This window comes from Caulobacter sp. AP07 (assembly GCF_000281955.1).
Classification (GTDB): Bacteria; Pseudomonadota; Alphaproteobacteria; order Caulobacterales; family Caulobacteraceae; genus Caulobacter.
The window spans coordinates 43,039-55,144 of sequence record NZ_AKKF01000254.1 but is presented as its reverse complement, the minus strand read 5'-3'; the positions used below and the strand labels follow the sequence as shown (position 1 = coordinate 55,144).

Sequence of the window (12,106 nt, the reverse complement as noted above, 5' to 3'; positions counted from 1 at the left end):
TTCCCTCCCCCTTGGGGGGAGGGGGGCCCGCGTAGCGGGTCGGGTGGGGGATCGGTGCAGGGCATCTTGCGGCGGTGAAGCCCCACCCACCAGCTTCGCTGGTAAGAACAGTTGGCCGCCTTCCACCCTGCCCCGCCGATCCTTAGGTCTGCATAGGTGGCCGGGTCGCGCCATGAACTGCCCTTGGATGGGCTCCAGAAACACGACATTCAGGCGATCAGGCGTAGAACCGTGACCGCCCCTTCGTCGACCTTGGGAAGGGGTGCTTGCCTTCACTCGCGCTGCGGCGACGGCGGGTGGTGACGGCTTCGGAATCCGTTACTGTCGCGGCAGCTGGGGCAAAACAAATAGGGGATTTCTCGTGCGATCTCGGCGGCCGCGTGCAACGGACCGGAAACTTTCCTGCGCCTCGAGCGTGGTGGTGGCCGCCTTGACCCTAGGCTTTGCCGTTTCGGCTTCGGCCCCAGCCACCGCCGCTCAACCTTCCGCGCCCGAGAGCGATGAAGTCGGGTCCGTGGCCGAGGTCGTGGTGACCGGCACGCGCATCGCTCGCGACGGCTACAAATCGCCGACTGCGCTGACCGTCGTGACGCAGGAGGAAATCCGCACCCAGGCCCCGACCAACAATCTGGCCGACTACGTCAACCAGATCCCGGCCGTGGCCGGCAGCCTACGTCCGGCCAACACGCGCCTTTATCTGAGCAATGGCCTCGCGGGCATCAACGCGCTCAATCTGCGCAATCTCGGCGTCGAGCGCACCCTGGTGCTGGTGGATGGCCGCCGCTCGGTCGGCTCGTCGGTGACGGGCGCCGTCGACGTCAACAACGTGCCCCAGGCGCTGGTCAAAAGCGTGGAGATCGTCACCGGCGGTGCCTCGGCCGCCTATGGCTCGGACGCCGTGTCGGGGGTCGTCAACTTCATCCTCGTCAAGGACTTCACGGGTCTGAAAGCCACGGTCGAGGGCGGCGGCACGACGCATGGCGACGGCCGCAACTATCTGGTCAGCGCCGCGGGCGGCAAACGCTTCGCGGGCGGGCGCGGTCACGTGATGGTCAGCGGCGAGTACGCCCATCGCGACGGGATCTTCAACGTCGATCGCGACTGGAACCAGCACGGCGACCGTCTCCTCACCAATCCGAACTACACGGCGCCCAACGGCCAGCCGCAGTACCTGGTGGTGACGAACGCCGGTACGAACAACACCTTGCCGGGCGGCATCATCAACAGCTCAGCCGGGGCCGTGGCCAACAGCCTGAGGGGCCTCTATTTCGGTCCAGGCGGCAGCGTGAACCGCTACGACTACGGCGCGCTCTCCAACGCCACCACGACCGTCGGCGGCGACTGGGCGCTGGCGGACGGCAATCGTCGGATCGGCCTTGATCCTCAGGACGACCGGCGCGGAGTCTTCGGTCGCGTCAGCTTCGCGCTCACCGACACGGTGACCCTGTTCGGCGAGGCCGCCTACAACTGGAACCGCTCCGTCTCAAACGCCGGCCCCTCGCTGACCTCTTCCTATACCCTGTCGGCGAGCAATCCTTATCTGGTGGCCGCGCTGGGGCCGACGGCGCTCGCGGGCGTCACCAGCGTGACGCTCGGCACCTCCGCGCAGGACTTTCCCTACCGCAAGAACTACAACACCCGGCGCGTGCAGCGCTTCGCCGTCGGCGGCGAAGGCCGGTTCGATGCGTTCGGCCGCGATGTCCGCTGGGACGCCTATGCCCAGTACGGCCAGTCCGACATCACGGAGATGTTGCGCAACATCCTCAACACCTCGCGCCTGGCCCTGGCGACCGATGCGGTCGTCGCGCCGGGCGGCGCGATCGTCTGCCGCTCAACCCTGACCGATCCCACGAACGGTTGCGCGCCGCTCAATCGTCTCGGCGTGGGCGTCGCCTCGGCCGCCGCCATCGACTACGTGCTGGGCGATCCCTATCGCCGCCAGCGCTTCGCGCAGACGACCGCGGGCTTCAATCTTTCCTTTGATCCGTTCTCCACCTGGGCGGGCCCGATGTCGGTCGCCACCGGCGCGGAGTATCGCCGTGAAGCCGTCTCGGGCTTCGTGGAGGCGCAGTATCGGTCGGGATGGTCGGTCGGGAACTTCCTGCCGACGTTCGGCCACTACACGGTGAAGGAAGCCTATGCCGAGGTCGCCGTGCCCCTGGGCGCGGGCATCGACCTCAATGGCGCCGTGCGCGGCACGGACTACAGCACGTCCGGCTATGTCACGACCTGGAAGCTTGGCGCGTCCTATCGGCCGATCGATGATCTGAGGTTCCGGCTGGTGCGCTCGCGCGACATTCGCGCGGCGAACCTCAACGAGCTCTATCAACGCGGCACGTCACGGACCAATAGCCTCAACGATCCGTTCAACGGCAACGCCGCGACGCCATTCATCGAGGTCACCACCGGTAACCCCAATCTCCGGCCGGAAGTCGCCGACACCTGGACGGCCGGCGTCATTGTCCAGCCGCGCTTCATGCCCGGCTTCACGACGTCGTTCGACTATTTCGACATCCAGGTCCGGGACGCTATCGGGCAGGTCTACTCGCAGACGATCGTCAACCGTTGCCATGACGGGCTGAAGGAATACTGCGCGGCCTTCACCCGCACGCCGGGCGCGTCGCCCGAGCTGAGCGTGAACCTCAGCCCCTTCAATTTCGCGCGGGCCCACGCCAAGGCGTTCGACGTCGCGGCGACCTATCGCACGCCGCTCGACGCCATTGCGCCCAAGCTGCCGGGCGACCTGACCCTGCGTTTCAGCGCCACGCACTACATCAAGAACTACATCAACAACGGCATCGATGCGCCCACCGACAGCGCCGGCGCCCACGGCAGCGGCGCGCCGCGCTGGATCTATCGGCTGGCGGCGATCTACGAGAACGACGGCTTCACGGCGACCGCCGTGGCGCGCGGCGTCAGCGCCGGCACGATCGACAACAGCTATGTGGTCTGTTCCTCGGGCTGCCCGGCCTCGACCACGGCCCACCCGACGATCAACGCCAACAGGGTGGCGGGCGCGGTCTATGCCGATCTCAATCTAACCAAGAAGGTCCGTCTGGCGTCGACGCCTGCGGAGGCCTTCCTGAATATCACCAATCTGCTCGATCGGGATCCGGTGATCATCGCCTCGGGCGGCTTGTCAACCAATCCGACCTATTACGACTATCTGGGGCGCCTTCTCCGGTTTGGGATGCGATTTGCGTTCCAGTGAGCCTCGGGAGGCCAGCACGTCGGCAAGCGCTTGGCGCGGCCGCGAAAGTAGTAATCGACCCTACTCTGCCCTCGATCCTGACGTCCGAGTGGTTGGCTAGGTCGCGCCAAGAGCCGCCATTGGGCCGGCTCTGGGAACACGACCTTCGCCGACCAGACCATCTCGAGACCGTCGGCCAGGCGTCACAAACAGCTGCTTGGACGCCCATATTTCAAAAGCGGTTCTTTCACGCCATAAGTGGTTGAATTATTTCATAAACGGTCATCTACAACTACAAGCTCCAGGGCCTAATCGCCGTGGTCGCCGTCCTCCCCTACACCAGTTGCAGCGCCGACACCTTACATTACGACCTTATTGGTCCGGATGGGACCTAACCAACCGCGCTTTCGGGAAAGGATCTAGGTTAGGTAGTATCACCCGCATCGCCTGAGGCGTTGCAGACTCGGAAGACATGGCAATGGCCAGGCGCATCACGCTGAACGGGCTAAACGGACCGGCCAATAACCCGATGAGCGCGGCAATCTTCGACGATGTCCCTGAAGCGCGCCGTCGCAACATGGCGGCCATCCGCGGCCGTGACACAAAGCCTGAGATGATCGTCCGCCGGCTCCTGCATGGCCTGGGCTATCGCTATCGCCTGCAAGGGCGCGGCCTTCCCGGCCGGCCGGACATCGTCTTTCCCGGGCGACGAAAGATCATCCAGATCCACGGATGTTACTGGCATCGGCACGGCTGCTCGAAAACAACGACGCCAAAGGCACGTCAGGCCTGGTGGGAAGCCAAGTTTGAGGCCAATATCGCCCGGGATGCGAGAAACCTTTCGCTGCTCGAGGACGCTGGATGGTCTGTGCTCACGGTCTGGGAATGCGAGATGCGCGATCGCGAGGCGCTGGCCTCGCGGTTGATGATATTCCTGGGGCTAGGCAGCCAGGCAGGACCTTCAGGACGTGGTAGTCAGGCTCAGGAGGGGGCTGAGTCGGACGAGATTTCGTCGACGACGTCTCGATGATAACGAGAGGCCGGAGCCTATGAACGCGATCATTGGATCGCCGGGGACTGAAGCCGCCCTCGCGTCCAAGCTCGAACGGCTGGCGCGGGGCGAAGCTCCGCGGGTGCTCGACCTGTTCTCAGGCGCTGGCGGCATCAGCCTTGGATTTCAAAAGGCGGGTTTCCGCATCGACGGCGCGCTGGAGATCGACCCGCAGGCCGCGCTCACCCACGCTCTGAATTTCCACGGTCACCTGGATACCGATCTGCTGGCTGCGCACGCCGCGCCGCGCGACATGACGAAGGTCGAGCCGCGTGACCTAGTCGAGCAACTGCAGCTCGGCTCGCTAGAAAACTCGGTCGACGTGCTCGTCGGCGGGCCGCCCTGTCAGGCATACGCTCGCGTGGGTCGGGCCAAACTGCGCGAGGTCGCTGACCATCCACAGGCCTTCAAGGTCGACCCCCGCGGCAACCTCTATCTGCGTTACCTGACCTATGTCCGCGCCTTCCGGCCGCTAGCGCTGCTGATCGAGAACGTCCCCGATATTCTCCACTACGCCCATCACAACGTCGCCGAGGAAATCGTCGAGGCGCTGGAAGCTCTGGGTTACGTGGCCAATTATTCGCTGATCAACGCCGCCTTCCACGGCGTGCCCCAGATGCGCGACCGGGTTTTCATCGTGGCCTATCGCAAGGAACTGGGCCTTCCGATCCGTTTCCCGAAGGCGACGCATCACTTCGACTTGCCGGTCGGGTATGCCGGCACCCGCGCGGTGGCGCTGCGCTACGTCAATCGTGAGGGCAGCGCCGGCTATGTCGCGCCCGACCTCGGCGACGAGAGCCTGCCGTTCCCGGTGACCGCCACCGATGCGCTCTCAGACCTGCCGCCGATCCTCGGGTCCTCGGTCAGGCGTGGCCCCCGGCGTTTCGACCAGTTCGAGAGCTACCGCAGTTCAGACAGCCTCGGCGGCTATGCGCAGACGATGCGCCAGTGGCCTGGGTTCGAATCCGCCGAGGGGGTGTCCGACCACGTGATCCGGGCGCTGCCGCGGGATCATCTGGTGTTCGCCGAAATGCGTCCCGGCGCGGAATATCCCGAAGCCCACGCCACCGGAATGAAGATCGCCCGGCGTAGAGCCGAGGCCGAAGGTGTCGCCGAGGGCACAACGGCGTTCGATGAGATCGTCCGTCAGATCGTCCCGCCCTACGACACCACGAAGTTCCCCAATCGCTGGTGGAAGCTGCGGCCGGATTTTCCCGTGCGCACGTTGATGGCCCATCTGGGCAAGGACACCTACTCGCACATCCATTACGACGCCGATCAGGCCCGGACGATTTCGGTGCGGGAGGCCGCGCGCCTGCAATCCTTCCCCGACGGCTTCAAATTCAGCGGAACGATGAACCCGGCCTTCAAGCAGATCGGCAACGCGGTGCCCCCGCTGATGGCCTATGCGCTGGCCACCGTGATCCATGAGGACCTCAAGGCGGCGGCCGGGACGGCCGCTCCGACGATGGCAAGGACAGAAGAGAAAGACTGAGAAGCCGACTCAGTCGGGACGGGCGGAAAGGCGTACCAGTTCCGAGACCTCCCCGACGTCGAGTGTCGGCAGGTTGGCGAGGCTGATCGTGTAGCGGATGGCGACGATGCCCGAGGGCGGATCGAAGTCGTCCGGCAGTCGTGGGAAATCCTCATCGACCTCGAAGATGGCGACGTGCCTCAGGGCGAACCTCACCAGTTCGCCTGAGCGCCGCATCTCATCGGTCCATCCCAGAGCCGACAGCTTTGCCAGGAACGTGTCCAGAGCCGCAGCGTCGGTGCGGAGCAGACTGGTGATGTCGTCGATGAGAGTCGCCAGACTCGTATCGCCGCCGATGGTTTCCTCCAGCTGCACCGAGGCCAGCAGCAATTGCCCGCCGGTTGGCGGGGTCAGCTGGTCGGCACGCGAGATCTCATGCTCGTGGCGGCTTCGGCGAGTGGTCTTGACCTCGATATGAAGCTGCTCGCTGACGAAGTCGTGCCGCTCACGATCAGGTCCGCTCCAGTGATAGACCGCCTGGGCGCCCAGGCAGGCGATCATCAGGTGGCGCAGAATGTAAAGTTCGCCGACCAGCCCGACCTGTGTGGCCTTGTCCATGAACTCGCGGCTCTGCCGCCAAGCCGACTGCCACGCGCGGATCGTGGCGGCCACCGCCGCCCAGGGCTCACGCCGCTGCAGATGGACCGCCTCGATCACCTGGCGACAGAACGGCGTGAACACCGCCTCGTGTGATGGCGCGGCGACCAGGTCCAGATAGCGGCCGGTCTCCAGAAGTCGGTGGCGGACCTTAAGGCCGTTCAGGTCCGGCGGCTCGCCCGAGCTTGGGGCGCGGCTTACCGGAATCAGCAAATGCAGCGCGCCGACATGATCCACGCCCATGCTGATCGCGGTCTCCTCGTCACCATGCATCACGGCCTGCAGCGTCAGCCGGTCCTCGACGTGCGGGCGATCGGCGCGCAGCTGTGTCCAGATCTGGGCGGAGGGCTGCTCAGTCATCGACCAGCTCGCGATTGACCACCCAAGCGGTCGAGGCGTCGGCGGTTCTGGGCAGGCTCAGCGCTAGGCCGATGACGGCGTCGACGCCACCGACGCCCAACGGCGCGGGGTCGAGAGGGTAGAGGATCAGCAGTCCCTGGGTCTCGGATCGGGCCGCGCGCATCAGCTCCGCATCGTAGGCGCCGCTCGGCCGCCGGTACGCGTCCGGTCCGCCGGGGAGGTCGACGCCCTCGTGCCGTGGATCGATCAGGATACCGATGCTCTCGCGACTGACGCGCGAGCGGGTGACCAGACCCAGAGACTGGCCTCCGATCCGGGCTGCCGCCCCCTGGGCCGAGCCGGCCAGGAACACGTTCCAGTCGGTCAGCTCCCCGGCGGCCGAGCGGCGTGCGATCCAAGGGACCAGCCGTTCGGGCCGGAACGCAACGGCCTCATTATGGACCTGGAAAGCCTGAAGGAACCCGCAGACCATCTCGGCGGGGATATCCTGCGCGAGCCAGCCCCCGGCAATGGCGAAGTTCGGCACGACGCTCGAGACGAACTGCTCGGCCAGCGCGCGGTTGGCGGTCAGCCGACCCGGGTCACCGAGAGGCAGCAGAACCGTCTGCGGGTGCTCCCCAGACCAGGAATCCTGGATACTGAGGGCGTTGGCCGATTTGTTGCGGGCAGTCAGCATCAATTCACTGTGCGCGCGCAGCCGAATGCCCATCTGGTCAGGACGGCGTCCTGCCTGGCCGAGGGCGACGATGGAGTCCCGCAACGACTGCTCGACGAGCGCAAGCTCGGTGAACCAGCGCGCGATGCCATCAGTCGTCCAGATGCGGATGAGATCCTCATATCCCGTCCGGAAACCGTACCATCGGGCCATCTGCAGAAGCGCGTCGGCCATGGTCGCCGTGCGCAGGAAGAAGGAGATGGTCAGGCCTTCCAGCGTCAGACCGCGGGACAGACGGTTGCCGCCGACGGCGACAAGGTGACGCGCCGGCCGGATATCATACTCAAGGTTCTCGCCGGTGGCGCTGTTGAGCTCGACGATCTCCAGCTGACGGAGCACCGAGACCGCACCCTGCAGGACGGCATCCTCGTCCGCCGGAAGCTCGACGCCGGTCATGTGGCTGGTGAGCGCCTGGCGCAGCAGTGGCCTCAGATCCTGGCCCTGGCGAACAGCCTCGATCCACAGGTCCAACTGCTCGCGAATGGCGGCGGCGATACGCGACTGGTCCTGGATGCGGGGACTGACATGCACGAGCATGGTGTGGGGCTTGCCCGCGAACCCCGGTCGGAGTTCACGCACGGCGCCGGCGATGCAGAAGCTGAGTAGGGCGTCCGCCAGCGACTCGGGCAGCAGTTCGTTCCGGCCCACCAGGTCGATCTGGACCGGTCTGCGCGTGCGCTTCGTCTTCAGTACCGCTACGTCCGCATCCGGCACCATCCGCAGCACGTCACGCCCCTGGGCGGTCACGCCGAAGAGCTCTTCGGTGCCCGTGTAGCCGTCCGGTCGTGCAAGCTGGACCGCGAAGTCCTTGGGAAAGAGGTCCTCTCCCACCTCGCGGTCCACGGCGAAAGGATCGATCAGGATGTTGGCGAACGGCGTGGCGGTGTAGGCGACGTAAGTGGCCTTGGGCAGACGGCTCAGGACTGAACGGATCATCGCGTTGGTTCGGGAAGGCGCGGCCTCTCGGGGCGGCTCCTCCTCGGACACCGCCGGATCCACACGCCGATTTCCGCGGGTGTTGATTGAGGCCTGGTCGGCTTCGTCATCGATCACCAGGGTCGGTATGGCGCCGAGCCGCTCGCCGGCGGCCACCAGCCAGCGATCCAACTTTTCCAGGACCGGCACGTTCTTCTTGGCGACGATCAGAAACGCGCCGGGATTGTCGAGAAGCTCGATCGGAGGGTCCTGAAAATCGGCATCGGGCGCCGTCAGAAGGGTCCAGTCCTCACCGTCGCCGACAAGCTCATGGGACAGGCGCTGCTGGGTCTGACTGCGCAGGGCGTCATGAATTCCCGAAAACACGATGATCAGCCGATAGCCGGCGTCCACCGCCCGGGCCGACACGGCGGTGTAGTTCGCGGTCTTGCCGCTCTGGACATAACCGACGACGAGACCACGTCCCTGAAACGTTTCCGTGGCGGCCGGGTCGCGGAGCTGGCGGAGGATCCGCAGGGATTCGGTCGCGACCGAATCCACCTGATGGGGTCGCCATTTGGGATCGCTTCGAAGCAACGCCTCCAGCCGGCGCCAGTTGGGGCCCGGCTCCGCTGCGAGGCGGTCGGTCCAGTTCGGCGTGAATGGAGCTGTTCCGACGATCCGGACGGAGGACATCAGTCGGCCTGTGCTTCTATCAGCCCGGCCTGCACGTCGAGACCGTCGAGGCGCTCCAGGAAATCGGCCAACATGGATGCGGCCTCCGGATCCTTGGCAAGGCGTTTGGCCAGGGCCGAAAGGCTGGGATCCAGATCGCTGACCTGCAGGCTGCGGCCGGTCAGGTCCAGACCGACTTTCCAGACGAACTTGGATGTTGTGACGGTCCGCAGCGTGACCCGGGGGGGCGGTGTCGGCGGAGGCGGAGGAGGCGGCGCGCTGACACCCGGACCCGGCGCGCCTGCGGTGTCGTCCGGATCTCTGGTAGGACCAGCCGGTGCGCCGGGGGCGCCCGGGACGGTGGGATTGCCCGACGGTGGCGCGGGCGGGGCGAGCGGAGGCAGCGTTTTCGGGCCACGGCCGAAGCGCGCGAAACTTTCCTTGCGAACGACTTCCGCAAGCTTGCGGATCTCGGCTTTCAGCGTCGCCGGCAGGTGCACGATCTGCTTGCTGATGTTGATTTGGAACGCGTCGTCCAGACGCGGGTCGAAGTTGACCACAACGCGCGCGAGCTTCGTCTTCTCCTCGTTGGTGGTCCAGATGTCGTGCCATCCGCCCCATTTGATGAGGCGGTCGTTGCGGTAGATGAACAGGCCCTGGGTGTCGTTGCGTCGCCCGTGCAGTCCGATCAGGTCGGCGGCGCGCCGGACCGCTTCCGAGCCGCCCAGAGGCTGGTGATAGTTCGTCAGTTCGTCCTCGGTCGGCAGCAGGAAAGGCTGGACCTGAACCGGCGCATCCTCGCCGTTGGGCAGGTGCGCGCGCAGAGGCTTGGCATCATAGGGCACGGCCAGCGGGTGACCGACCGGGTTGTTGGGCTCGATCGCCCGGCCATTGATTTGGATCACGATCTTCTTGCGGCCCAGCGCCTTTCCCTCAAGAAATCGGTGAAAGACGAGCGCCAGATGCCGCTCGAGCGTGGCCTCCTCCGCGGAGAACGGAGAAATGCCTTTGGCTTCCGGCGCGGTCAGGGGGGGGCGCATGTCCTTCCAGAAGACGACCGTTCCGTGATCCCTGATCGCGGTGATCTCCTGCTCCCAGGGCTCGAGCGGATCGCTGTTGGCCTCCCAGTCGGTGATCTTGTCGGCGTCCCAGGTCAGATGCAGCGCCTCGCCGCCCGCCTTGCGGGTGGCTACGGTGAAGATGTCTGTCTGGGACCACGACGCCCCTTTCAAACCGTACCCGAATTTGCCCAGGCCGTTGTCGTCGTACTCACTGTCGCTGCCGACCCGCATGGCTTCGGACAGCTGCGGCCAGTCCATGCCCTCGCCGTTGTCGGCGATGGTCATCCAGCGGCCGTGACCTTCGTCCGGAGGCCTGAACGTGATGTCGATGCGCGTGGCGTCTGCGCTGATGGAGTTGTCGATGATGTCGGCGACCGCGCTGGCGAGCGTGTGTCCGACGCTCCCCAGGGCCCTGATGAGGCGCTTGGGGTTGGGGGGCAGTCTGACATTCCCGCGCCCGATCTCGGCATGCTCGCTCATGACTTCCTCCCCCGCCCAGAAGCTGAACAACCGTGGCTCAGCGCTGGCCAGCAGGCGACCGATGTGGGCGCCTTCGTTCTCATGGAGCGCAATCATTCCCGCGCTGGCCAGTCCACCCGCGGCACCGTCTCCCAGGACGGCCCGAGTGACCTCGCTGTCCCTCGGAAACACCGCCCAGGACCCTGCGGCCGGCCGGCCGCCTGCATCGATCTCCATGGCGAACAGACAGCCAGGCTCCACGAAGTCGTAGATGACGTCGCGCGGGCAATGCCCTTCCAGGCGCCAGTTCTTGTCCTGGCGCTTCAGAGACTGGCGCACTTCCGCGACGCCGTCGTCGGTGATCAGCCGCAGATCGAGCTCGATCCGGTCGGTGTCGAGGGCCGACGGAAAAACGCGATCGACAACTTCGCCGTCGAAATTGATGGCCCGCTGCTTTGAGCCTTCCTTGCCCTGCCGCCGGTACTCATGGAACATCCCGAGTTCGCTGTGCGTCAGCACGCGCAGGATCAGAAATCGCATCAGGCCCTCTTCGCCCAGTCCGGCGCCGGCCGGCTGAAATTCATAGCTGGCAGCTCAACCTTGGCTAAGCAACAGCCACGATGAAAAACTGCATTTTTCCAGTACCCGGACCCACGCCGTTCCGGTCCCTGTACTAACATGACAGCGAAACTCCGGATGCTCGTCACGAAGCGGAAGTAGAGCGAGATCGTGTAGCGAAAGACATCCGACGGGAAGCGACGACGCTTGAAGGACAGAGCACGCCTGGGCCGCTCCTGCCCGTTCCACTGCGCCGCGTCTAGCTCGAATGACGTTGGCCGGCGCAGTGAAGCTGACAACATCCGCACGGATCCGATGCTCCGGCGCTGCTCGAAAGCGAAACTTCCCAAGGTTGCCTCTGAGTCAGATCTGGACCACCAGGGCCTGCTTCAAGCTGTCCGAACATAATCATCGGCTATGCACGCGTCTCGACCTCCAGATCGATGCGCTCACCAAGACCGGCTGCGACCGGATCTTCAAGGACCATGCGAGCGGCGGTCGCGGTGATCGGGTCGGGATGACGGACGCGCTCTCGCATCTTCGTGCTGGTGCCACCCTCATGGTCTGGAAGCTGGATCGGCTGGGACGCTCGGTGCGTCAGCTCGTGGAATTCACCGCGCAGCTGGAAAAGCTCGGCATTCAGTTCGCGAACCTGACGGACGGCATCGACACCGGCTCGTCGGCGGGCGGTTCTTCTTCCACGTCATGGTGGCGATGGCCGAGGTGGAGTGGGTCCAGTTCGAGGCGCGGCAGCTCAAAAAAGGGGAAATAGTTAGTCGCGGATTTTGGAGTCAGTTTTCGCGAGTTTGGGGACAATCGCGGGTTTTGAAGTCAATTTTGGAATCCGTCCCAGAGGCATCAAAAACGGCTTTCTAGGCATCCAGATTTTGAAAGGGGTTTATGAAAGTCGCCACCCCGTTTGCGTCATAAGCCTCTGAATACTTTCACAAACGGCCGATCGCAACTCAAGCCATGAATGGGAATATATTCC

The 12,106-nt window shown here is 65.0% G+C and carries 7 protein-coding genes; 4 read left to right on the top strand and 3 right to left on the bottom strand.

Translation table 11 applies throughout. The annotated features are described in order from the left end of the window. Positions 1-514: 514 nt before the first annotated feature. The 3 genes from PMI01_RS22740 (at position 515) to PMI01_RS22730 (ending at position 5,736) form a co-directional block, all read left to right on the top strand. Entirely contained in the window at positions 515-3,211 is a 2,697-nt protein-coding gene (locus PMI01_RS22740) for a TonB-dependent receptor plug domain-containing protein (RefSeq protein WP_202948113.1), read from the top strand. A 457-nt stretch (positions 3,212-3,668) separates the two neighbouring features. Beyond that, complete coding sequence (locus PMI01_RS26615) at positions 3,669-4,220, top strand: very short patch repair endonuclease (RefSeq protein ID WP_238537105.1); 552 nt, start codon at positions 3,669-3,671, stop codon at positions 4,218-4,220. A 19-nt stretch (positions 4,221-4,239) separates the two neighbouring features. Beyond that, on the top strand, positions 4,240-5,736 hold the full coding sequence (locus PMI01_RS22730) for a DNA cytosine methyltransferase (protein WP_007674813.1): 1,497 nt from the start codon (positions 4,240-4,242) through the stop codon (positions 5,734-5,736). A gap of 9 nt (positions 5,737-5,745) precedes the next feature. Here the strand turns inward: PMI01_RS22730 and PMI01_RS22725 are convergent, their stop codons facing one another. Genes PMI01_RS22725 through PMI01_RS22715 form a run of 3 tightly spaced genes read right to left on the bottom strand, consistent with a single transcriptional unit; the run spans position 5,746 to position 11,097 of the window. Next, positions 5,746-6,732 carry a PD-(D/E)XK motif protein gene (locus tag PMI01_RS22725; RefSeq protein WP_007674810.1) on the bottom strand — a complete coding sequence of 329 codons (987 nt, stop codon included), beginning with the start codon at positions 6,730-6,732 and terminating at the stop codon, positions 5,746-5,748. Continuing rightward, the gene (locus PMI01_RS22720; RefSeq protein ID WP_007674809.1) at positions 6,725-9,058 is read right to left on the bottom strand and encodes a Z1 domain-containing protein; all 2,334 of its coding nucleotides are present in this window, start codon (positions 9,056-9,058) and stop codon (positions 6,725-6,727) included. The genes PMI01_RS22725 and PMI01_RS22720 overlap by 8 nt, the downstream gene beginning before the upstream one ends. Continuing rightward, entirely contained in the window at positions 9,058-11,097 is a 2,040-nt protein-coding gene (locus PMI01_RS22715) for an ATP-binding protein (protein ID WP_007674805.1), read from the bottom strand. The genes PMI01_RS22720 and PMI01_RS22715 overlap by 1 nt, the downstream gene beginning before the upstream one ends. A 370-nt stretch (positions 11,098-11,467) precedes the next feature. Between PMI01_RS22715 and PMI01_RS22710 the strand changes: the two genes are divergently transcribed. Continuing rightward, on the top strand, positions 11,468-11,887 hold the full coding sequence (locus PMI01_RS22710) for a recombinase family protein (protein WP_051990017.1): 420 nt from the start codon (positions 11,468-11,470) through the stop codon (positions 11,885-11,887). Positions 11,888-12,106 lie beyond the last annotated feature (219 nt).